This window comes from Methyloglobulus sp. (assembly GCF_040079455.1).
Classification (GTDB): Bacteria; Pseudomonadota; Gammaproteobacteria; order Methylococcales; family Methylomonadaceae; genus Methyloglobulus.
Window position 1 is genome coordinate 1 of sequence record NZ_JBEBKJ010000030.1, and the last position, 21,561, is coordinate 21,561.

Annotated in this window: 24 protein-coding genes; 19 read left to right on the plus strand and 5 right to left on the minus strand. The window is 44.8% G+C overall.

The window, feature by feature from the left end; genetic code table 11:
* From ABL924_RS08365 to trmB, 14 genes are all read left to right on the plus strand, one after another.
* Positions 1-787, plus strand: a 787-nt coding sequence (locus tag ABL924_RS08365; protein WP_349026630.1) for a putative Ig domain-containing protein, incomplete at its 5' end; no start/stop codon positions are given.
* 805 nt (positions 788-1,592) lie between these two features.
* Positions 1,593-2,420 (plus strand): ATP-binding cassette domain-containing protein, encoded by an 828-nt coding sequence (locus ABL924_RS08370; RefSeq protein ID WP_349026631.1) that lies wholly within the window; start codon positions 1,593-1,595, stop codon positions 2,418-2,420.
* Between the two features lie 15 nt (positions 2,421-2,435).
* On the plus strand, positions 2,436-3,218 hold the full coding sequence (gene mlaE, locus ABL924_RS08375; protein WP_349026632.1) for a lipid asymmetry maintenance ABC transporter permease subunit MlaE: 783 nt from the start codon (positions 2,436-2,438) through the stop codon (positions 3,216-3,218).
* Positions 3,219-3,220: 2 nt separating this feature from the next.
* The gene (gene mlaD / locus ABL924_RS08380; protein ID WP_349026633.1) at positions 3,221-3,688 is read left to right on the plus strand and encodes an outer membrane lipid asymmetry maintenance protein MlaD; all 468 of its coding nucleotides are present in this window, start codon (positions 3,221-3,223) and stop codon (positions 3,686-3,688) included.
* Positions 3,685-4,014 (plus strand): STAS domain-containing protein, encoded by a 330-nt coding sequence (locus tag ABL924_RS08385; RefSeq protein WP_349026634.1) that lies wholly within the window; start codon positions 3,685-3,687, stop codon positions 4,012-4,014. Before mlaD ends, ABL924_RS08385 begins: the two co-directional genes overlap by 4 nt.
* Before the next feature lie 32 nt (positions 4,015-4,046).
* Positions 4,047-5,312, plus strand: coding sequence for a UDP-N-acetylglucosamine 1-carboxyvinyltransferase (gene murA / locus ABL924_RS08390; RefSeq protein ID WP_349026635.1), 1,266 nt, complete (start codon positions 4,047-4,049; stop codon positions 5,310-5,312).
* Positions 5,313-5,321: 9 nt separating this feature from the next.
* Positions 5,322-5,948: an ATP phosphoribosyltransferase gene (gene hisG, locus ABL924_RS08395; protein WP_349026636.1), complete on the plus strand. Its 627-nt coding sequence runs from the start codon at positions 5,322-5,324 to the stop codon at positions 5,946-5,948.
* 4 nt (positions 5,949-5,952) lie between these two features.
* On the plus strand, positions 5,953-7,254 hold the full coding sequence (hisD, locus tag ABL924_RS08400; protein ID WP_349026637.1) for a histidinol dehydrogenase: 1,302 nt from the start codon (positions 5,953-5,955) through the stop codon (positions 7,252-7,254).
* 63 nt (positions 7,255-7,317) lie between these two features.
* Entirely contained in the window at positions 7,318-8,394 is a 1,077-nt protein-coding gene (hisC, locus tag ABL924_RS08405) for a histidinol-phosphate transaminase (RefSeq protein WP_349026638.1), read from the plus strand.
* 100 nt (positions 8,395-8,494) lie between these two features.
* Positions 8,495-9,565, plus strand: coding sequence for a 3-deoxy-7-phosphoheptulonate synthase AroG (gene aroG / locus ABL924_RS08410; protein ID WP_349026639.1), 1,071 nt, complete (start codon positions 8,495-8,497; stop codon positions 9,563-9,565).
* Complete coding sequence (thiS, locus tag ABL924_RS08415) at positions 9,562-10,539, plus strand: sulfur carrier protein ThiS (protein WP_349026640.1); 978 nt, start codon at positions 9,562-9,564, stop codon at positions 10,537-10,539. Before aroG ends, thiS begins: the two co-directional genes overlap by 4 nt.
* A 360-nt stretch (positions 10,540-10,899) precedes the next feature.
* A complete protein-coding gene (locus ABL924_RS08420; RefSeq protein WP_349026641.1) occupies positions 10,900-11,619 on the plus strand; it encodes an amidase domain-containing protein in 720 nt (239 codons plus the stop codon).
* A 218-nt stretch (positions 11,620-11,837) separates the two neighbouring features.
* The gene (locus tag ABL924_RS08425) at positions 11,838-12,959 is read left to right on the plus strand and encodes a hypothetical protein (protein ID WP_349026642.1); all 1,122 of its coding nucleotides are present in this window, start codon (positions 11,838-11,840) and stop codon (positions 12,957-12,959) included.
* 83 nt (positions 12,960-13,042) lie between these two features.
* Positions 13,043-13,726, plus strand: a complete 684-nt coding sequence (gene trmB, locus ABL924_RS08430) for a tRNA (guanosine(46)-N7)-methyltransferase TrmB (RefSeq protein WP_349026643.1) — start codon at positions 13,043-13,045, stop codon at positions 13,724-13,726.
* 201 nt (positions 13,727-13,927) lie between these two features.
* On the opposite strand, the gene ABL924_RS08435 is transcribed toward trmB, so the two are convergent.
* Positions 13,928-14,566 (minus strand): exosortase system-associated protein, TIGR04073 family, encoded by a 639-nt coding sequence (locus ABL924_RS08435; RefSeq protein WP_349026644.1) that lies wholly within the window; start codon positions 14,564-14,566, stop codon positions 13,928-13,930.
* 57 nt (positions 14,567-14,623) lie between these two features.
* On the minus strand, positions 14,624-16,909 hold the full coding sequence (locus ABL924_RS08440; RefSeq protein ID WP_349026665.1) for a Tex family protein: 2,286 nt from the start codon (positions 16,907-16,909) through the stop codon (positions 14,624-14,626).
* A gap of 154 nt (positions 16,910-17,063) precedes the next feature.
* On the opposite strand from ABL924_RS08440, the gene cobO reads away from it, so the two are divergent.
* From cobO to ABL924_RS08460, 4 genes are all read left to right on the plus strand, one after another.
* Positions 17,064-17,600 (plus strand): cob(I)yrinic acid a,c-diamide adenosyltransferase, encoded by a 537-nt coding sequence (gene cobO / locus ABL924_RS08445; protein ID WP_349026645.1) that lies wholly within the window; start codon positions 17,064-17,066, stop codon positions 17,598-17,600.
* A gap of 189 nt (positions 17,601-17,789) precedes the next feature.
* Entirely contained in the window at positions 17,790-18,185 is a 396-nt protein-coding gene (locus tag ABL924_RS08450) for a hypothetical protein (RefSeq protein WP_349026646.1), read from the plus strand.
* Positions 18,186-18,498: 313 nt separating this feature from the next.
* The gene (locus ABL924_RS08455; RefSeq protein ID WP_349026647.1) at positions 18,499-18,855 is read left to right on the plus strand and encodes a cold shock domain-containing protein; all 357 of its coding nucleotides are present in this window, start codon (positions 18,499-18,501) and stop codon (positions 18,853-18,855) included.
* An 82-nt stretch (positions 18,856-18,937) separates the two neighbouring features.
* Positions 18,938-19,993 carry an AI-2E family transporter gene (locus ABL924_RS08460; RefSeq protein WP_349026648.1) on the plus strand — a complete coding sequence of 352 codons (1,056 nt, stop codon included), beginning with the start codon at positions 18,938-18,940 and terminating at the stop codon, positions 19,991-19,993.
* Positions 19,994-20,313: 320 nt separating this feature from the next.
* Here ABL924_RS08460 and ABL924_RS08465 read toward each other — a convergent pair whose 3' ends face one another.
* The 3 genes from ABL924_RS08465 to sugE are packed head-to-tail and all read right to left on the minus strand — an operon-like array spanning position 20,314 to position 21,247.
* Positions 20,314-20,646, minus strand: a complete 333-nt coding sequence (locus tag ABL924_RS08465; protein ID WP_349026649.1) for a TusE/DsrC/DsvC family sulfur relay protein — start codon at positions 20,644-20,646, stop codon at positions 20,314-20,316.
* Positions 20,637-20,927, minus strand: a complete 291-nt coding sequence (gene tusB / locus ABL924_RS08470; protein ID WP_349026650.1) for a sulfurtransferase complex subunit TusB — start codon at positions 20,925-20,927, stop codon at positions 20,637-20,639. Before tusB ends, ABL924_RS08465 begins: the two co-directional genes overlap by 10 nt.
* Complete coding sequence (gene sugE, locus ABL924_RS08475; RefSeq protein ID WP_349026651.1) at positions 20,927-21,247, minus strand: quaternary ammonium compound efflux SMR transporter SugE; 321 nt, start codon at positions 21,245-21,247, stop codon at positions 20,927-20,929. The genes tusB and sugE overlap by 1 nt, the downstream gene beginning before the upstream one ends.
* A gap of 142 nt (positions 21,248-21,389) precedes the next feature.
* On the opposite strand from sugE, the gene ABL924_RS08480 reads away from it, so the two are divergent.
* Entirely contained in the window at positions 21,390-21,548 is a 159-nt protein-coding gene (locus ABL924_RS08480) for a hypothetical protein (RefSeq protein ID WP_349026652.1), read from the plus strand.
* Positions 21,549-21,561 lie beyond the last annotated feature (13 nt).

The following is a 21,561-nucleotide window of genomic DNA, read 5'->3' on the forward strand; positions in this document are numbered from 1 at the left end:
CGTCGACGACGGCACCAGCGAGCCCAGCGAAACCCTGACCCTTGGCGCCAGCACCGCCCAGAACGCCAGCCCCGTCACCGGCCTCGGCACCATCACCGAGATATCAAAAGTACCCAATGAACCTGGTAACATTGGCCCGATTATTTTACTTGCTAATCCACCCCTCTTATCCCCATCATCAACAATAGGTAGCTATTCATTATTACCGTTCAGAGAGCCTAATCCGACCTGGAATGGTTACGAAACTTATAGTCCTTCGCATCTTAGTCTCTACGGTGATCTGCAAGATTATGATCTGTACCTGACTGGTTCGCTTCGTAATCAAGTAGTATTGGAGATGCAAACTTATTCTTTTAGTGTTCCCCCTAGTACCTTTCGGCATACCAATCCTAACGAACAGCTAGAATACGAGGCGGCTCAGGTTGATGGATCGCCACTGCCAAAATGGCTGCATTTCAACCCCAAACAACTCAGATTTTCAGGAGTGCCGCCTAAAGGCGCAATGAACACTGAAGTCATGGTCAAAGCCCGTGATCGTTATGGCAATGAGGCCTATGCCACCTTCAAAGTGACCGTAAATAAAGAACGTAACTATAGTCACAAAGATAGGCTTAAGTTGAAAGATAAACATCATGATCATGGTCGTGTAGCGCATCATCAAAATCAAGTGAATCAACAGGCTATGATGGTCGGTAAGTTAGCCTTTAACGAACAGCTAAATAGTGCGGGTAAATTGAGTAGACTGATGGAAAGCAGGGCGTTATTGGACAGTTTGAGTAAATTGTAGGGGTTGTTTTGATTTTTATGGTTTTGGGGGTATTTTTACTTTCTTTAGACAGGATGCCACTAAAAACTGTTTAAATACTTTTCCGACATAAGCTGAACGGCGGGGAGTCGTTATTTTTGTGAAAGCTTGTTTTGAGAACATCCTGTCCAAAAGCGGCAAAAACTTAACGCGACCGCTCATGTCTTCGTCTGCCCCAGCCGTTCCTTACGACTACGCTCAGGACAGGCTCTGCTACTCTCGCCTCATATCCGACAAAGGGTATGAGGCATCATTACGCAATGACTCGACGCAATGTCGGAATGCTGTTCATTTCCACGTAGCAAACAGCGCTTCGTAAAAACACACAGCCCTATCGCTTCTGGGGACTAAATATCCTCACTCCACTAAAACGCTACGCTTCCAAGATTTTCAGTGCCAGAATGATCTCTGCTTACTTATGCTTGCTGCTTCCGCGACGGTTTTACGAAAAATCAACAAGAAAAACCAGGATAATAATATTTATGGGGATCTCTAAAAAATCTCCTCTCCCCTGGGATAGTGTTGTAACTTATTGATATTAAATACCTCACCCCAACCTTCTCCCAGAGGTAGAAGGAGCTTTTTGAATATTTAGAGATTCCCTTATGGATAAGCCCCCAGTTTTGTACTCGCCCTTGAATTTGTCAGCAAGGTAGCTCTGAAACCGGAAAAAATGTAAGTTTGTGTTGTTCCCATTGATTTGAATCCTTGATTAAAGTTTGACTCAAAAGGGAGTAGTCATAGACAATAGCCTGTTTAGATTTGGATTATTTATTCTTTGCCTAATATGAGTGAAAGTGGTCGCTCCCAAAACAGTCTGGTTGCAGTCCGAGGGCTATCGTTTTCGCGGGGTGACAATAAAATCTTCAAAGATGTGTTCATGGACTTTGAGCGCGGGAAAATTACCGCCATCATGGGGCCTAGTGGAACTGGGAAGACAACCTTATTGAAACTGATTGGTGGGCAACTGCGTCCGTCACAAGGCACTGTTACGGTGGACGGGAGCAATGTCCATCGCTTGCGCAGATCCGAGCTGTTTGTGTTACGCAAGCGCATGGGTATGTTATTTCAAAGCGGTGCGTTGCTAACGGATATGAACGTTTATGATAACGTAGCCTTTCCATTGCGCGAACATACGCATCTTTCTGAATCAATGATTCGTACGTTAGTATTGATGAAATTGCAAGCGGTTGGCTTGCGCGGCGCAAGAAATTTGATGCCGAATGAGCTGTCCGGCGGTATGGCAAGACGCGTCGCATTAGCTAGGGCTATCGCATTAGACCCGCTGATGATTATGTATGATGAGCCGTTTACAGGTCAGGATCCCATCTCTAAAGGCGTGTTGGTGCATCTTATCAAGTCATTAAACCAAACCTTGGGCTTGACCACGATCATCGTATCTCATGATGTGCATGAAACCTCTGCGATTGCCGATTATATCTATGTGGTTTCGGATGGCAAAGTGATCGGTGAAGGCACTCCTACAGAAATAAAACAATCATCGTCAGAGTGGGTTCAGCAATTTATGGACGGTTCTGCCGATGGTCCCGTACATTTTCATTATCCTGCCAAAGACTTACAGGACGATTTGATGTCTTCTGGAAAACGCTATTAGGTTTGCTGCTTAAACATGATGGACTTTATTCAAACTTTAGGTAGGAATACCCGTAGCAGCTTTACCAAGCTGGGACGTGCGACTTTTTTCCTTTTGCATACGATCACTGGGACTACCGACATACTGCTTCGTCCACGGCTACTGCTTAACCAGCTCTATTCAGTCGGCGTATTATCTTTTTTGATTATTTCTATTTCCGGTTTGTTTGTAGGCATGGTTTTAGGCTTGCAGGGGTTTTACATACTGTCCGATTTTGGTGCCGAGGAAACCTTAGGTGTTATGGTTGCCGCCTCTTTGGTGCGCGAATTAGGCCCTGTCGTTTCCGCCTTGTTGTTCGCTGGACGCGCCGGCTCGGCCTTGACTGCTGAAATCGGCTTGATGAAAGCTACCGAACAATTGTCCGGCATGGAAATGATGGCTGTTGATCCCATCAAAAGAATCATTTCACCGCGCTTTCTGGCAGGCTTGATCTCTATGCCTTTACTGGCCGCACTATTCAGTGCCATTGGCATTATTGGCGGTCAGATTGTTGGTTCCGGCTTGCTGGGCGTTGACGAAGGAGCTTATTGGTCGCAAATGCAAGCAAAACTGGATTTTCAGGACGACATTATTAATGGTGTCATAAAGAGCCTCGTGTTTGGTTTCGTGACCAGTTGGATTGCCTTATTTGAAGGCTATGATGCTATTCCAACATCCGAAGGTGTTAGTCGTGCAACCACCCGCACCGTAGTAAATTCGGCTTTCAGTATTTTAGGTTTGGATTTTGTCTTGACCGCTCTCATGTTTGGAGATGATTAACAATGCAGCACAGCAATACTCAGGACACGCTGGTCGGGCTTTTTGTCGCGGCTGGTATTGCCGGACTATTTTTTCTCGCCTTACAGGTCAGTAATTTAAGTTCTTTTACAGAACAAGAAGGCTACACGATTACCGCCCGCTTCGAGAATTCTGGTGGCCTCAAGGTAAAATCCCCAGTTTCTGCGGCTGGCGTTAAAATCGGTCAGGTCAGCAACATCAGCTTTGATCCAAAAACTTACGAGTCTGTGGTTAAAATGCGGATAAATGCCGAATACAACAGCATTCCCGACGATACGACCGCCAGTATTTTTACCGCCGGATTGTTGGGTGAGCAATATGTCAGCCTTGAACCAGGCGGTTCAGCTGATTTCTTAAAGGAAGACGGGAAGATAGAAATTACCCAATCAGCAATCATATTGGAAAAAGCCATCGGCCAATTTTTGTTTAAGTCGGCAGAAGAAAAAAAATGAGCAAACTGACCATTGTTAAGGAGGGTGCGGGGCATTTTATCGTCGATGGCGACCTGACTTTTTCTGCTATGGACAAAAAAACCGTCAGTTCCTTTGCATTTTTAGCCGCTACCAAACAAGTTGTCATGGATTTGGGTGGTGTTGGCAATGCCGACAGCGCAGGACTCGCCTTAATGATTGAATGGATAAAATATACTCGCAGTAAAAGAGTACAATTACGCTTTAGAAATATTCCAGAACAGCTCCTGAACTTAGCTAAGTTGAGTGGCCTTGATAAGACAAGCTATTTTATTTCAGCCAAATCTGGTCAAGATGCAACAGAATAAGCCTGCGCAGACAATCACGACAATAAGACACTATGGATAAATTAATCATCACTGGCGGCAAACAACTTTGTGGCGAACTTCGTATTTCTGGAGCCAAGAATGCAGCGCTGCCAATTTTAGCCGCGACCTTGCTTTCTGAATCACCCGTCACTGTCGGAAACATACCCCATTTGCACGACATCACCACAACCATGGAGCTATTAGGGCGTATGGGCGTACAGTTGATGGTTGATGAAAAAATGAATATCGAGGTGGACAGCAGCACTATCAACAGTTATGAAGCCCCTTATGAGCTGGTCAGGACTATGCGGGCATCCATTCTGGTATTGGGGCCATTGTTGGCGCGGTTTGGTGAAGCCCATGTGTCCTTGCCCGGTGGTTGTGCTATCGGTACACGCCCTGTGGATGTCCATATCAATGGCCTGCTCAAAATGGGTGCAGATATTACCGTTGAAGGCGGTTATATTCATGCCAAAGCCAAGAGATTAAAAGGTTGCCGTTTAGTCCTTAACCTAGTTACTGTCACCGGTACAGAAAATTTAATGATGGCGGCAGTTTTAGCCGAAGGCACGACCATCATGGAAAATGCGGCGAAAGAGCCGGAAGTCACTGATCTGGCGCATTTTCTGAACAAGATGGGCGCAAAAATTACTGGCATCGGCACGGATGTTTTAGTGATTGAAGGTGTTGAAAAACTCGGTTTGGAATCAATCCATTACGATATTCTTCCTGACAGGATAGAAACGGGTACTTATCTGGTTGCGGCCGCGATCACTGGCGGTAAAGTTAAGCTTAAAAACACCCGTCCCGATATTTTGGATGCCGTGCTGGATAAGCTGATCGAAGCAGGTGCCGAAATTACCACAGGTGATGATTGGATTGCCCTCGACATGCACGGTAACAGGCCTAAAGCCGTGTCTTTACGAACGGCACCCTATCCCGCTTTTCCAACCGACATGCAAGCTCAATTCATTGCCATGAACGCAATTGCAACCGGCGTGGGTATTATTACGGAGACGATTTTTGAAAACCGTTTTATGCACGTTCAAGAACTACAACGCATGGGTGCTGATATTAAGCTGGAATCGAACACCGCTATCTGTACAGGTATCAAAAAACTGACTGCCGCACCCGTTATGGCGACAGATTTAAGGGCTTCTGCCAGTCTTGTCATCGCTGCACTCGCCGCTGAAGGCAGTACCCGTGTAGATCGTATTTATCATATTGATCGTGGCTATGACCACATTGAAGAAAAACTGTCGCAATTAGGTGCGATCATAAGACGAGTTCCGAACTAGAGCTTTGCCATGCTAACCATTGCTGTATCTAAAGGCAGGATCTACGAAGAAGCCTTACCTTTTTTGGAAGAGGCTGGTATTACGCCAATTGATGATCCCGAAAAGTCCCGCAAACTGATCCTGTCAACGACCCGGGATGATGTCCAGCTCGTCATTATCCGTGCTACCGATGTACCTACCTTTGTCGAGTACGGTGCTGCCGATATGGGCATTGCCGGAAAAGACATCCTATTGGAGCATGGTGCCGAAAGCCTTTATGAGCCGTTGGATCTGGGGATTGCTAAATGCCGATTAATGACAGCAGCCCACAAGGATGCGCCCATACCTAAGGGTCGCCTCCGTGTTGCCACCAAATACGTCAAAATCGCACAACGCTATTATGCCAATTTAGGCATACAGGCTGAGATCATTAAGCTGTACGGCTCCATGGAACTTGCGCCGCTGGTTGGTCTTGCCGATTGCATCGTCGATCTTGTCGATACTGGCAATACCCTACGAGCAAATAATCTTGAACCACGAGAATTAATAATGAACATTAGTTCCCGCCTCGTGGTCAATAAGGCCGCCATGAAAATGAAAAACCGTGCCATTGCTACCTTATTGGAACAATTCGAACTTACGTTGGCTAAAAGGTAAGCCTATGCCAGAGATTACGATTGCCGAACTTGATGCCGCATCCCCAGATTTTGCTGGGCAATTAAAAAATTTGTTGGCATGGAATGAAACGGAAAATTTTGATATTCATCGGCAAGTTCTGGACATTATTGTCGACGTACGTAGCAATGGTGACAAAGCCGTTATTACTTACACCAACCGCTTCGATAAACGCCAAATTAGCAATTCATCAGAACTGGAGCTGACCCAAGCCAGTCTCAACTCAGCATTTGTCGCAATCCCAGCAGACCAAGCGGCAGCCTTACAAACCGCAGCGGACAGGATTCGCGCTTATGCCGAACACCAAAAAATACAATCTTGGGATTATACGGAAGCTGACGGAACGGTTCTTGGGCAAAAAATTACCCCGTTAGATCGCGTAGGGCTTTATGTGCCGGGCGGCAAAGCCGCTTATCCCTCTTCCGTTTTGATGAACGCCATCCCAGCAAAAGTCGCCGGAGTCGGTGAATTGATTATGGTGGTGCCCGCCCCTAAAGGCGAAAGCAACCAATTGGTATTGGCGGCCGCCTATTTAGCAGGTGTCGATAGAATTTTTACCATCGGCGGCGCACAAGCCGTTGCCGCGCTTGCATACGGCACGGAAACCATCCCCGCCGTCGCAAAAATTGTCGGTCCCGGCAACATCTATGTGGCAACTGCCAAAAAACTGGTTTTTGGACAGGTGGGTATTGACATGATCGCCGGCCCTTCGGAAATTCTGATTATCTGTGATGGCAAGACTAACCCAGACTGGATTGCCATGGACTTGTTTTCACAAGCTGAACACGATGAAAACGCCCAGGCAATTTTAATAAGTGATGACAGCGTTTATCTTGAAGCCGTCAAGCAAAGCATCAACAACTTGCTGCCGACTATGGAACGCGCTGATATTATAAGGGCTTCGTTGACAACCCGTGGCGCACTCATCAAAGCCAAGGATTTACTACAAGCTGCAGAAATCGCCAATACCATAGCCCCAGAGCATTTAGAGCTTTCGGTAGAAAATCCAGAAGCCTTGAGCCAACACATCCGCCATGCGGGCGCTATTTTCATGGGACGTTATACGGCTGAGGCCTTGGGTGATTACTGTGCAGGGCCAAACCACGTCCTGCCCACATCCAGCACGGCCCGGTATTCTTCGCCATTGGGAGTCTACGACTTCCAAAAACGCACCAGCTTGATTAATTGTTCTAAGGCGGGTGCAAAAGAATTGGGAAAAACCGCTTCTGTACTCGCAAGGGGCGAGAGTCTAACCGCCCATGCGCGTTCTGCCGAATATAGGATTTAGGCTAAAGGCGAAAAAAATAAATGGAATACAAAATCACAAAATTCACACCTTGGGCATTTTGCCTTGAATAAATCCATTTTCCGCAAAGAAGTATTGGCAATGTCCGCTTATAAAGTTGCCGATGCGAGCGGCTTTATTAAGCTGGATGCGATGGAAAACCCTTATAACTGGCCGGAAGACATCACACAAAGCTGGCTGGAAACGCTGAAAACCTGCGAACTGAACCGTTATCCCGATCCTGAAGCAAAACAACTCACGCAAACGATTAGGGAACAAAATAACATTCCACCGACTCATGACGTGTTGCTGGGCAACGGTTCCGATGAGCTTATTCAAATTCTGTTGATGGCTTTGTCACCAACTGCCAGTGTGCTTGCGCCGCAGCCCAGTTTTGTCATGTACCAGCAAATCAGCCAGTCGCTGGGATTGAACTTTATCAATGTCCCTTTGTTGCCCGATACCTTTGGGCTGGATTTGCCGGCCATGCTGGCAGCGATTGCAACACACCAGCCTGCCATTATTTTTTTGGCTTATCCTAACAATCCTACTAGCAACCTTTTTAGTTCCCAGGCAATACGGCAGATAATTGCAGCCGCCAACGGGCTGGTGGTCTTAGATGAAGCCTACGCGCCTTTTGCGAATGCCAGCTTCATGGACGAATTGGCGCAATATGAAAACCTGTTGATTATGCGTACCGTTTCCAAATTAGGATTAGCAGGCTTAAGGCTGGGTTATTTGGTTGGTACACCGACTATCATTGAACAACTCAATAAAATCCGGTTGCCCTATAACATCAATATCTTAACCCAAGCCACTGCATACTTTGCGCTAACTCATCACGCGCTGTTTGATGAACAAACCCAAAAAATCTGTGCAGAACGCACAAACGTCTACGAACAACTCTGTAAATTGGATGGTATTACCGCTTACCCCAGTGCCGCAAATTTTATCCTGTTCAAAACAGCTAAAAATAAGGCAACTGACATCTTCACAGCCATCAAACAACAAGGCGTATTAATTAAAAACATGAGTCCTCAAGGTGGATTATTGGCTGACTGCTTACGTGTAACCATTGGTAAACCCGAAGAAAACCAAGCATTTTTGGCAGCCTTGAAAGTCAGTTTGGAAAAACTCAGTTAAGCCCCATATCCTTTCTAGTTGGCGGCAAAGGCTAACAACAGCTAACAAAAACAGTTAAAATAACCGCTTGAAGCGCCTTTACAGAATCATTTGATAACCCATGCATACATCCTACAAAACCGATGATCTGAGAATTTGCGAGATCAAAGAAGTCATTGCACCCTTTCAGGTTCATGATGAAGTGCCGCTCAGTGAAATTGCCGCACTAACGACATTAAAAGCACGGCATGACATCCATAATATCCTGAATGGCAGGGATGATCGCTTACTGGTTGTAGTGGGGCCTTGTTCAATTCATGATATTCATGCTGCTAAAGAATATGCAGGGCTACTCAAAGTAGCCAGGGATGAGTTAAAAGACGACCTATTGATTGTTATGAGGGTTTATTTTGAGAAGCCCCGTACGACAGTGGGTTGGAAAGGCCTGATTAACGATCCCGACATCGATTCCAGTTTTAACATTAATAAAGGCTTGCGCGTTGCACGGCAATTGCTGCTCGATCTCAACAACATGGGAATGCCGGCGGCGACGGAATACCTGGATTTAATCACGCCGCAGTATATTTCTGACCTGATTGCGTGGGGTGCTATTGGTGCTCGTACCACAGAAAGCCAAGGCCATCGGGAGTTGGCTTCTGGCGTATCTTGCCCAATCGGCTTTAAAAACTCCACCGACGGCACTATCAAAATCGCTATTGATGCGATAGGTGCGGCAATGAGTCCCCATCATTTCCTGTCCCTGACCAAAGCCGGACATTCGGCGATTTTTTCCACCACGGGCAATGAAGATGTACACATCATATTAAGGGGCGGTAACGGTCAACCTAATTATGATGCTGTCAACGTTGAGCAAGTGGCACAAGGGTTAGTAAAAGCCGATCTAAAACCTAACATCATGATCGATTTCAGCCATGCCAACAGCCTAAAACAATGCCATCGACAACTCATTGTCGGGGAAGATGTTGCAGGGCAAATAGCCAGCGGCGACCAGAGAATCGTGGGGGCCATGATCGAAAGCCATCTTAAGTCCGGTAAACAAGACGTGACCGATGGTCAACCGCTAACTTACGGACAAAGCATTACCGATGCTTGTCTAAGCTGGGATGATACTTTGCCACTGCTAAAAAGTCTGGCTGAGGCGGTGCAAAAACGCCGGAGTATAGTTTTATGATCATTTACGTCAATGGCGAAAGCCGTGAGCTTCCTGACAATAACCGGGTTGCCGATGTTATCGACAATATGGGGTTGACTGGCAAAAGAATTGCCGTGGAATTAAATAAGGAAATATTGCCTTTCGACCAATATCTAAACCAATTATTACATGATGGCGATCACATCGAAATTGTCCACGCCATCGGTGGCGGTCAGGGCGATACGTTTACCATTGCAGGCATCGCATATCGCTCAAGGCTATTGGTCGGCACGGGAAAGTATAAGGATATGGAAGAAACCCGGCTCGCTATTGAAGCCAGCGGGGCGCAAATCGTTACCGTGGCGATACGACGTACCAATATCGGCCAAAATCCTGGCGAGCCTAATTTGCTGGATGTGATCCCGCCGGATAAGTACACCATCCTGCCCAACACTGCCGGTTGTTATACTGCCGAAGATGCGGTCAGGACTTGCCGCCTAGCGCGTGAACTGCTCGGCGGCCACAATCTGGTCAAGCTGGAAGTGTTGGCTGACCAAAAGACCTTGTTTCCCGATGTTGCCCAAACCTATATTGCCGCTGAACTGCTGGTTAAAGACGGTTTTGATGTCATGGTTTACACCAATGATGATCCCATTGCCGCCAAACGGCTTGAAGAAATCGGTTGTGTGGCCGTTATGCCGTTGGCAGCGCCCATTGGCTCTGGCCTGGGCATCCGTAATCCTTACAATATTTTGACAATTGTTGAAAACGCTAAAGTGCCTATCCTGGTAGATGCTGGTGTTGGTACGGCTTCTGATGCGGCTATCGCAATGGAGCTAGGCTGTGCGGGTGTGTTGATGAACACCGCAATTGCCGAAGCCAAAAATCCTATTCTCATGGCTTCTGCGATGAGAAAAGGCATCGAAGCCGGACGGGAAGCCTTCCTGGCAGGACGCATGCCGCGCAAGCGCTTTGCATCGGCTTCTTCACCGATTGATGGGTTGTTTTTCTGACGAAATTCTAGTCACATAGCCGCAAATGCGGTTACGTGATATTTCAAAAGTGATTGTCAGGTAGCGCAAGCGCAACCTAACCTACTAAACTTTTGAGGAAACACAGCATTGAGTAATGGGATTGTGGGTTGCTTTCAAAACATTACCTTACATGTAAGAATTTCAAGCGTTTACGCTTTTCTATGAAAGATCTTGTCAGCTTGGTTTATTACTCTTCGTAGTTAAAGCTTTGCGGGATAACAGTTAAAGCCTATCATTGATTCCGAATTAATTACCGAAAAGCAGTTAAATAAATTTGGAGTTTTATTAGCGCTTATGTTATGGCGACTTTCCGAGGTTATTTTATAAATAGGAGAAAAAATGTTAAAAACAAGTACAAGCTTAATTCTAATTTTATTTGGTTTGATAGCTAATGCCGAAACCTATTCACCATCATATTCTGTCACTTATGCGATAAACAATTATGCCAAAGCTTATGGTTCTGGAAGCAACAGAAATCCATTTCCTAATTTGGCTGGGACTACCATTACAGGCGGAAATTGCACAAATTTTGTTAATCAATCAATTAGTGGTGGGCTTTTATCTTCAACTAATTCATACACATTAAATAACCTCCTAACTCGGGGAAAATTTCCGTCAACAGTCAATCCAAGTTGGTTCTACAAGTGCAATTCTGTATCCAATCTCTGTCAACCACCGACTTGGAGAGGTGCTCAAAATATGTTTGCTTTTTCCAGGGACAAAGCAAATGCCAAAGCATTACGGATGGCCTTTATTACAAAAACGGCACTGGTCAATAATAAACTACAACCGCTTGATCATACTAAGATCAGAAAAGGAGATATTATTTTTGCAGATTGGAGTTATGTTGTAGGAAGTAGCGTAAACTCCGTTGATCACTCAATGGTTGTTACAGGACAGTCAGCCGACCACTGGTATGATATAACGCGAACGATGAAATACAACAATATTAGATTAACTTATCAAACTACTAATAGAACAGATGTCGGGTTAGGAAGCATTTGGGTAGATGGTAAAACTGCTTTTTATGTGTATCGTCCAACTGGATATTTCAGGTAATACCATTTTAGTCGGGTTAGCGATAATAAAGGATCCTAATCCGACAACTAAAATCTAAGCAAAAAGCACGGCCTACAATTAAGCGAATCAAAATATTTTTAAAATTTAAGATCAGCCAATAGATTTGACCATCATTAAAACATCTAACTAACTGCAAAAGTATTTGCATTGTTGTAAAAACAAAGCACACCATCCATAATTTCCATATATTAAGCAACATGTCAAAAAAATCTTCTCTTGGTTTAGTTGTTACTATTTTTATAATTTCCATTTTTTATATCGGTATTCAGAAAAATCCTGAATTTTTACATGCTGTTAATCGAAACATCTCACTAAATACGGCTAACACGACAAAAAATGGTATTAACCTGCAAGACTCTCCTAGAAACTCCAAAATTATCCAAAAAAATCAGCCCATTCAAACAACTAAAAAAAATATGGATTGGGAACTTGAAATTAGAAAATGGATCGATAGCTTCCCTTATTCTCAAGAAGATACGCATTCAATCATCAGTGCCAATCCTCCAGAAGTGGCGCAGGCATTATCCTTATTAGACCAAAGGATTAAAGACCATATTATTAACAATAACGACCTATTGCATGAAGATAAAAGCCGGATATTGTGGGGCATTTACACCAAAACAAATTGGCTTGGCAGTGATAATGCTTTGCAAGCCATCGTCCAAGACCACTTGACCGGCTTAATACCGTATGAGCTATCGCAAGAAATTTCGCAGCATTATCAATCACTGTTAACCGAAGGGGACACAACGATTAACACTCGCCATGACATGCTAGAAATCGTCGATAATATTTTGAACAATGCTATGACATCACCAGAGCTACAACAGAAGCTTATTACAGAAATCCCTGTTTTAAAAGAAATTTTAATGCAGCAAATTAGAAACACGGAAGGATCAATCGAAGAAATTAAAGGTTTAACCGGATTCTCGATGGATTTATATACTCGTTATGCTAACAAGAATGAAATTGATGCCCTAGTACCAAATATACAAAGCGCGATTAATAGCAACCCTGAGTACAGTTCAGCATTTTACGATATGGCATTTAGAAATATGTTGTCACAATCCGGAAAAGCGAGTTCGGCGCTACCTTTATTACTGTCCACCGCCGCATCATCAGACACTAGCAATGAGTTAAATGCCTCGCTTTCTTACCTTTTGAAGGAAGATAATAATATTATGCTCTCAGAGGTTGACAGCACGGTTAAATCAATACTGCTTTCTTATTTTCTGTCTCAAGAAAGTAATGTCAAAGGAAGTAATATTGAATTAGATTGGAAAACAGCTACAGGCAGGTTGAACGGAAATATTCGTTAAATATCTCCATAAGCATTAAAATGCACACTAGCTATGTAACACGTTGTCTTTTGAGCTAAGCTGTCCGCCTTTTATATGTAATTATGGCTCAACAATCCCCCATCCGAAAAATCCGCAGCTTCATCCTTCGCCAAGGCCGTTTAACCCAAGGTCAGCAATTTGCATTGGAAAATTATTGGGACAAGTACTGCCTCAATCCAACTGAAGCACTGGATAAAGACAAGATTTTTGGTCGTATTGCGCCTTTGTATGTGGAAATCGGTTTTGGGAATGGCGAATGTCTGGCTAAGTTGGCCGCCGCAAATCCCGATAAGGACTATATCGGTATTGAGGTACACCGCCCCGGCGTTGGCCATCTAATCATGCAGTTAGAGCAGCAAGGCCTGCAAAACGTCAGAATCTATTGCCATGATGCCGTAGAAATTTTGACTAACAACCTGGCTGACAGCAGCTTATCCGCAGTCCATTTGTTTTTCCCCGATCCTTGGCACAAAAGAAAGCACCATAAACGACGTATCGTTCAAGCCAGCTTTTTAAACTTATTGGCAAGTAAGTTGCAATCCGGCGGCTATTTTCACGCCGGGACCGATTGGGAGAACTACGCTGAATCCATGCTGGAAGTATTGTCGGCAGATAACAGATTTTCAAATACTAGTCCTACTAACAACTATTGCGAAAGACCCGCACACCGGCCTTTAACAAAATTTGAGCAGCGTGGTTTACGTTTGGGGCACGGTGTTTGGGATTTAGTCTTCAAAAGAAATTGAAGTGTAATTGTGTGGTCTGAAAAGTACGTTTGGCAGAGCAGAGACGGCGTTTGCAACGGTTTACCTAACGTTACTGGGCTTCACTGATATTGAACTATTCGAGTTAGTTTAGGGATGATAATAAATCGTTGCTGTTTACTAACAAAGAAATGCCCCCTCCAGTAAATAGGAGAGGGCTGAGGTGAGAGGGAGACTAAAAAACTATTTCTGCATTTCTTTTCTGAACATGGTGTCCAGATTTTGGTTGGTTTGTTGTGAATATTGCTCAGTTTGGTCTTGAACCGGCGAAATGGCAGCAACTGGACGCGGCGCTGGTGCTACATAAGGTTCTATTTTTGGATTATCAACCAGCCGGAATACCTGGCCATAAGTATTTTTCTTGTCAAAATCATCCCAAACATATCGAGGTTGGATGATAGGTTTGGTTGGCAGCGGTGCAGTCACTAGGTCAGTTACACCGGTCATGATCCGCCCCGTGGCATTTAAAGCACCGCTGATTACGCCGCCAATTACGCCGTAAACGATGTTGTCGTCAGGATTTTCGCCAAAACTATTGCTATAGCTGTTGCTGTAATTGTAGTTCACCTGATTGATGATGTTTTTCGGCAATTCAAGCGGCCCAGTAAATATATTAGCTACGCCATTTAACGCTTTATCGCCGACTTGACTACGATAACGGGCATTTTCCCTCTGTTTTATTTGCTGACGCTGTTGGCGTTCTAGCAAGCGTTCGTTTTGTAACTGTTGCTGGTAATAATCAGCCGCCGCAAATGCGGGGATTTGCGCCAGTAACAAGGTCAAGAACAGCGTGACTATCGTGATTTGTCTGAATGGGGTCATGTTGAATCCTGCTAGATCAGTTAATTTTAAGGATTAGTATAGCAGAGCTTTTATTATTTACTTTTTCAAAGCCTTGGCAAACGCATTCGCCATTGATCCTTGGGGCTGCGCTGCTTGCTGCTTAGGCTTATGGACAGCTTTTTGCGTGGTTTGTTCAGGTTTTGGTTTATGTTCATCAGGCGAAATTTCTGATTTCATCGACAGGGAAATACGTTTCCGTGCAATATCAATCTCCAACACCCGCACGTTGACAAAATCGCCAGTTTTAACGGCATCTCTGGGATCTTTGATGTAGGTATCTGAAAGATGTGAAATATGTACTAAGCCGTCCTGATGCACACCAATATCCACAAATGCGCCGAAATTAGCGACATTTGTCACCACGCCATTCAGTCTCATTCCGGGTTCTAGGTCAGATATTTTTTCTACGCCGGATTTGAATTCGACACTTTTGAATTCTGGTCTTGGGTCACGTCCTGGTTTTTCCAGTTCCTTCAAAATATCGGTGACTGTCGGTAAGCCAAAGTTTTCGTTGGTGTATTTGGCAGGATCAAGATTACGCAGTATTTGACCTTGCCCGATTAGGTCACGGATGGATTTTCCGGTATCTTTGATAATGGCTTCGACAACTGGATACGCCTCTGGATGCACTGATGAAGCATCCAAGGGATTAGCGCCATTCGTAATACGTAAAAAACCAGCGGCCTGTTCGTAAGCTTTATCACCTAAACGCGGCACTTTTTTGAGTTGTTTGCGGTCAGAAAATGCACCATTTTCATTTCGGAAAACGACGATATTCTCGCTCAGGGTAGGCGATAAGCCAGATACTTGCTTAAGCAAAGCCACAGAAGCCGTATTGACATCCACACCGACCGCATTCACGCAGTCTTCCACGACATTATCCAGGCCACGAGCCAACTGGGCTTGGTTGACATCGTGCTGATACTGTCCAACCCCAATGGCTTTTGGGTCGATTTTAACCAATTCTGCTAACGGGTCTTGTAAACGTCTGGCAATGGATACCGCGCCACGTATTGAGACATCCATATCGGGAAATTCTTTTGCCGCCAGTTCTGATGCCGAATAGACCGAAGCGCCGGCTTCTGATACGGTGATTTTCCTAAAGTTAAGGTCTTTGTGTTGCTTCATCACGTCAGCAACCAGTTGATCGGTTTCCCTGGATGCCGTACCGTTACCAATGCTGATCAGATCAACTTTGTGCTGCTGAATCAGCTTAGCTAAGGTGGCAATTGACTGATCCCATTGGTTTTTGGGTTGATGAGGATAAATAGTTTCGGTAGCCAATACTTTTCCGGTCGCATCGACAATGGCGGCTTTAACTCCGGTGCGAATGCCGGGATCTAGCCCCATCGTCGCTTTTGCACCAGCAGGAGCGGCTAACAGTAAGTCCTTTAGGTTACTGGAAAATACCTTGATCGCTTCCAGTTCGGCGGCTTCGCGCAAACGCAGCTTTAAGTCCAGGTCTATCCGCGTGAACAACTTGATTTTCCAGGCATAACGCGCTGTTTCAGCCAGCCAAGTATCGGCGGGTATACGGTTATCGGTAACCATCAAACGGCTTGCAACAAGCTGGGTGCAATAATCGTGGCCAATTTGTTCGTCCTGTTCTGGCAGCAGGTTGAGCGACAAGATGCTCTCATTACGACCACGAAATAACGCCAAGGCGCGGTGCGAAGGAATTTTGTTGATGGCTTCTTGGTAATCGAAATAATCGGTAAATTTAATGCCTTCCTGCTCTTTCCCTTTAACAACAGTGGCATGGATTACGCCTTTCTGCCAGATGTGTTCCCTAAGATTAGCCAACAGTTCTGCATCCTCAGATAGTCGTTCCATAATGATTTGGCGTGCGCCTTCTAACGCGGCTGCGGCATCCGCAACGCCCAGTTCAGCATTAATGTAAGTAATGGCTTGTTGCTCTGGGATAACCGTCCGGTCGTCCAAAATAGCATCAGCTAATGGCTCTAGCCCAGCTTCCCGTGCAATTTGGGCTTTGGTGCGCCGTTTGGGTTTGTAAGGTAAATACAGGTCTTCCAACAAGGTTTTGGTATCAGCAGCTAGAATGGCAGCTTCCAATTCTGGCGTGAGTTTGTCTTGAGAGAGAATGCTGGCAAGAATGGAGTCGCGGCGGTCATTGAGTTCGCGCAGGTAGCCCAACCTTTCTTCCAGGTTACGCAGTTGCGTGTCGTCTAAGCCACCCGTAACTTCTTTTCGGTAACGGGCAATAAACGGTACGGTAGAGCCTTCATCCAGCAACTGAACGGCAGCTTGCACTTGTTTGGCGTTGACCGATAATTCTTCGGCGAGTCGTTGTATTACATCCATTTCTTTAATCAAAAAAGTTGGCAAGTGAGCATTGTAGCAATATGTAATGAGATAAAAAGGCTTTTCGTGTAAGCTTTCTTTAACTTGTTGCCTTGTCTTGACTTGGTCAGATGACATGTAACATTGCTGTATTTGTAAAATACCATAGGACGATATGAAAGCAAGAGATAGGCGGCACGGATTAGTCGTAGTCAATACGGGCGAAGGTAAAGGTAAGTCGTCCAGCGCATTGGGTATGGTATTTCGGGCGGCGGGCTGGGGGATGAAAGTCTGCGTCATCCAGTACATAAAAGGTCAATGGCAAACGGGAGAACAAAAAGCCGCCACGCATTTCGACAATATCGAATGGCATGCTTTGGGTGACGGTTTTACCTGGGACACCAAAAATCCAGAACAAGACATTAAAACTAGCCGCGAAATCTGGGAATTCAGCAAACAGAAAATACTATCAGAAGAATTTGATGTAGTCTTGCTGGATGAGATCAATTATTGCTGTGGCTATAACTGGATTAGCGGTGAAGAAATCGCCGATTTTATTCTCAATCATAAACCACGATGGTTGCATTTAATTGTGACGGGGCGTAACGCCGCACCAGAGGTCATTGCAGTTGCCGATACCGTGACGGAGATGACCAAAATTAAACATGCTTATGAGCAAGGAATTAAGGCAGAACAAGGTATTGAATTTTGATCTTTTAAAGGCTAATAGCTACCTAATTTTCGCTCCGATTTGGCTTAGCAAAATTTTTTTTGCAGAACCTTGACTTAAATCAACGACTTTAAGCAATCTATGCCGTAACATAACCGCTGATGCCTAGTAATTCGCATAGAATCAGCCAGTGCCATCAAGCATTCCAACACTTAACATTAGAGGTGAACCATGTCAGAAGATAACGAACCGAAAGAAAAAATGTCGGAATCCGCTAAATTAGCGATAGCTGTCGTAGGTGCAATCCTGGTGGGATTTGCCTTAGTTGGTCTTAATAATCAGCAATCGACCGAACAAAAAGAATCTTCAGCAATGGTCAGAAATTATTTTAACTTGCAAACAATGGCGACTGAGGCTTGCCCCAAAGCCATCAAGGATGCAACGGGGGAACAGGTTTATTTCCCATCTGAAACAGACAGCGATAAAGATAGCTATATCACCCTGAAGTGGGTGGGTGAAAAGAAAGGCGGTTTTAAAAAAGCCTCTTGCACCATAAAATCGGTTATGGGCGGTATTTCCGAGTTAATTATTGACGATAAAGCCGTTATTCAGAGAAAATCTAAGTAATTTCAGTAACTGATTTTCGTAAATAGCAGATAATCACCAAGGTTATCGCAAAGCCTTTAGGTGTCTATGCCACCCATTTTAGGTGTGTGGTTCATTTTGAAATACAGACGGCGATTGGTTCAAATATTGACTTGCAAACAAACACAGATACAACTCTAAGGGAGATACTGAAATAAATCAGTGTCTCCCGAGACAGCGAATGGTATTAACACGGAAAAGCTAAGTGAGTTCAAACCGAACTTTCCTAAGCAGCGGATAAAGTTAGCCAACGCTTTGCCAGTCAGTATCACAGACATTTATATAAATTATTTTTATGACAAAACCATTATTGACAGGAGTTTTAAAAACTTGGAAAGAGGATCGGGGCTTTGGTTTTATCACCCCTGATAACGCCGGCAGGGATGTGTTTATACACATTTCCGCGCTCGGCGAGACAGATCGCCGCCCTGTTCCTGGCGACATTATTCATTATCAAGTCGCCAGAGATAAACAAGGCAAATTTAGGGCTATTAATGCCAGTATAGCAGGTGTTAACACGCAGCATTCCAATGCAAACCGGCCAAATAAAGCAAAGCCCAGGTTGATATGGGCTATAGCGGCTGCACTGGGTTTGTTGGTCATAGCTGCGGCAGCGGTATATATGTATTTTCGATCACGTGGGCTGGTTTAAAGCATCCAAAGTTTGGATAATCGCCAGTTTTTTGTAAAGCCAAACACGCATTCATGGGCAAAATAGGCAAGGGTCACCGTCCATGACGGATTCACAAAAATGGCTAGTTCTGGCATTGATCGCATTTGGCGGTTGGCTCGTTTATCTATTGTCGCCCGTGTTAATGCCGTTTGTGTTTTCCGCAATCCTTGCTTATTTGGGCGATCCACTTACCGATAGGCTTGAAGCCCATCGCTTATCCAGAACCCAATCTGTGCTTGTCGTATTCTCAGTCATGTCACTCGTTCTGGTACTGGTGTTATTTCTGCTGATACCACAACTGGAAGTCCAGATTGCAAATTTTTTGGGTAGCTTACCTGCTTATGCCGAAAAAATTAATGGTGCATTATTACCTTGGTTAGAACATCGTTTCGGTATCACGCTAAAACCAGTAGATACTAGCGAACTCATCAATATTGTTAAAAGCCATTGGCAAAAAGCAGGAGGTATTGCCGTTACCACGATGAGTTCGCTTTCCCGCTCTGGCGGTGTAATCGTTGGCTTTTTGATGAACCTGGTGCTAATCCCCGTCGTAACCTTCTATTTACTGCGGGACTGGGACATCCTAGTTGCCAAAATTTATGGCCTATTGCCCAGAAGGATTACGGCCACCACGGCCAAACTTGCAGGGGAAGTCGACACTGTTTTATCCGCCTTCCTTCGTGGGCAATTCTACGTCATGCTCGCTTTGGGATGTATTTACAGCGTTGGACTTTGGATTGTAGGGTTGGATTTAGCGCTGCTAATCGGAATGCTCGCAGGATTAGTCAGCTTTGTCCCTTACCTTGGTGCTATTGTTGGCATCGTGGTTGCCTGTACTGCCGCGTTGGTGCAATTTCACGAATTAACCCAGTTGATTCCTGTCGCCGTAGTTTTTTTGATAGGCCAGTCTTTAGAAGGTACGGTATTAACGCCAAAACTGGTAGGCGACAAAATCGGCTTGCATCCCGTTGCCGTGATTTTCTCGGTAATGGCGGGCGGCCAGCTATTTGGATTTTTGGGGATTTTACTTGCCTTACCTATTGCGTCTATCATCATGGTGTTTCTACGCCATGTGCATGATATTTATAGGGATAGTGAGTTTTATGCGAAGGGGTGATTTATAAATAGCCTCGATTCTGCAAGCTTCATCGAGGCTATACGCTTTAATATGAGCATGTTGAGGAAACTCTGAACAAGTTAATTCTGCTTATGGTTCGACAGACTCACCGCGAGTGGAATTAACGAGTTACCGTTTGTCCTTATATCTTGATTCGGCACTTTAAAAAGCCAGAATCCCCGACTGATCATCGGGAGGGTAGCGGAGAAGTCGTGTTCGTCCTTATCCTTAGGTATTAACGAGGTGCAATGATGATGGAAAATTTTTGGCATTGAATAATGGTAAATATTCTTCCCACGTCCGGCGTGGGAACGATACAGCTATAAGCAATTCGGCGGCTTAGGCAAACCTGCCAGTTTGCAAGCGTATTTAAGGGGGGCATCAGGAAATAAACGGTGTAGATACCGGCTATTACCTTTGTCACCACCCAAGGTAAGTGCTATCGCCTTGATAAACACGCGGGTATTGGGCAAGTGTTTGTATTGGTCATAATACGACCGTATGAATAAGATAATTTCCCAGTGTTGGTCGGTAAGGGTTATGTTTTCCTGTCGGGCAAGATGCATTGCAACGACTTCGTTCCAATCTAACCTGTTTGCCAGAAACCCCTGATCGGTAGTTTCCAAAGACAGTTCGCCAACCATCAACACCATGACATAATCAACGGATTCTCAACGGTGAGGTTAACCAGTCCTGCATAGTCTATGACCTCTAAGCCTGATACCAGCTCAGAAGTGAGAATACCTCTTACCTCAATATCCTCGGACAACACGCACAGACGATTCATGTTGAGCTGATTGTTTAGCAAATTGGCAAACTTACCTTTTTGCAACAACCCAAGCACAGCGTTCTCAAGAAACACAGCAACATCGCCAGAACCCATTCTATCCAGCACAGCAATATCAATAGGTGATTGAAAAATAAGATGCAGCATCAATTGCTGTCGGTAAGTTTAAGCCCGACAATTCCGGCTATGACCAGGAAAATAGAAAATAATCGGTAAATCTCAGCAGATTCTTTAAACAACACGATACCGAGTATCGCAACACCTACCGCGCCCATGCCCGTCCAAACCGCGTAAGCAGTACCCACTGGCAGAAATTTAATCGCAGTCATCAGCAAAAACAAGCTCACACCCCCCGACGCAAGCGTAATTAAACTAGGGATCAAGCGGGTAAATCCCTGGTTATATTTAAGGCTCAACGCAAAAACAATTTCCACCAAACCCGCAGAAAATAATAGCAACCACGCCAACAGACACCTCTAATTCATTCTTTTTAAGAAGCGCCAGTTTACTATCAAACCAGACGAGGAACACGGCAAACCTCAATTGTTGGGTACAATTAATCACTTCATACCCTTATAATCTTTCATAACTGATTTTATTCCTCACACCATGATCGAAAAAATGAAGCGCTTTTTTGCGACACATATCTCTTTGACACAATCGGAGGGGGATATTGAAGATAAATTAAAGGTCGCCAGTGCCGCGCTGCTTTACTGGGTGTGGGAAACTGCGCATCGAGTATGCCAACCTTATGGAATCTTTGAATAAGGGAATCTCAAAT

Bases quoted from the DNA above. Each gene is read 5' to 3' on its own strand.
- cobO (WP_349026645.1), top strand. From the start codon at position 17,064: ATGAAAGCAAGAGATAGGCGGCACGGATTAGTCGTAGTCAATACGGGC.
- ABL924_RS08465 (WP_349026649.1), bottom strand. From the start codon at position 20,646: ATGGTGTTGATGGTTGGCGAACTGTCTTTGGAAACTACCGATCAGGGG.
- tusB (WP_349026650.1), bottom strand. From the start codon at position 20,927: ATGCTGCATCTTATTTTTCAATCACCTATTGATATTGCTGTGCTGGAT.
- ABL924_RS08420 (WP_349026641.1), top strand. From the start codon at position 10,900: ATGTTAAAAACAAGTACAAGCTTAATTCTAATTTTATTTGGTTTGATA.
- ABL924_RS08440 (WP_349026665.1), bottom strand. From the start codon at position 16,909: ATGGATGTAATACAACGACTCGCCGAAGAATTATCGGTCAACGCCAAA.
- ABL924_RS08460 (WP_349026648.1), top strand. From the start codon at position 18,938: ATGACGGATTCACAAAAATGGCTAGTTCTGGCATTGATCGCATTTGGC.
- aroG (WP_349026639.1), top strand. From the start codon at position 8,495: ATGCATACATCCTACAAAACCGATGATCTGAGAATTTGCGAGATCAAA.
- hisD (WP_349026637.1), top strand. From the start codon at position 5,953: ATGCCAGAGATTACGATTGCCGAACTTGATGCCGCATCCCCAGATTTT.
- murA (WP_349026635.1), top strand. From the start codon at position 4,047: ATGGATAAATTAATCATCACTGGCGGCAAACAACTTTGTGGCGAACTT.
- mlaE (WP_349026632.1), top strand. From the start codon at position 2,436: ATGATGGACTTTATTCAAACTTTAGGTAGGAATACCCGTAGCAGCTTT.
- ABL924_RS08425 (WP_349026642.1), top strand. From the start codon at position 11,838: ATGTCAAAAAAATCTTCTCTTGGTTTAGTTGTTACTATTTTTATAATT.
- thiS (WP_349026640.1), top strand. From the start codon at position 9,562: ATGATCATTTACGTCAATGGCGAAAGCCGTGAGCTTCCTGACAATAAC.
- mlaD (WP_349026633.1), top strand. From the start codon at position 3,221: ATGCAGCACAGCAATACTCAGGACACGCTGGTCGGGCTTTTTGTCGCG.
- ABL924_RS08385 (WP_349026634.1), top strand. From the start codon at position 3,685: ATGAGCAAACTGACCATTGTTAAGGAGGGTGCGGGGCATTTTATCGTC.
- hisG (WP_349026636.1), top strand. From the start codon at position 5,322: ATGCTAACCATTGCTGTATCTAAAGGCAGGATCTACGAAGAAGCCTTA.
- ABL924_RS08370 (WP_349026631.1), top strand. From the start codon at position 1,593: ATGAGTGAAAGTGGTCGCTCCCAAAACAGTCTGGTTGCAGTCCGAGGG.
- ABL924_RS08455 (WP_349026647.1), top strand. From the start codon at position 18,499: ATGACAAAACCATTATTGACAGGAGTTTTAAAAACTTGGAAAGAGGAT.
- ABL924_RS08450 (WP_349026646.1), top strand. From the start codon at position 17,790: ATGTCAGAAGATAACGAACCGAAAGAAAAAATGTCGGAATCCGCTAAA.
- ABL924_RS08480 (WP_349026652.1), top strand. From the start codon at position 21,390: ATGATCGAAAAAATGAAGCGCTTTTTTGCGACACATATCTCTTTGACA.
- ABL924_RS08435 (WP_349026644.1), bottom strand. From the start codon at position 14,566: ATGACCCCATTCAGACAAATCACGATAGTCACGCTGTTCTTGACCTTG.
- trmB (WP_349026643.1), top strand. From the start codon at position 13,043: ATGGCTCAACAATCCCCCATCCGAAAAATCCGCAGCTTCATCCTTCGC.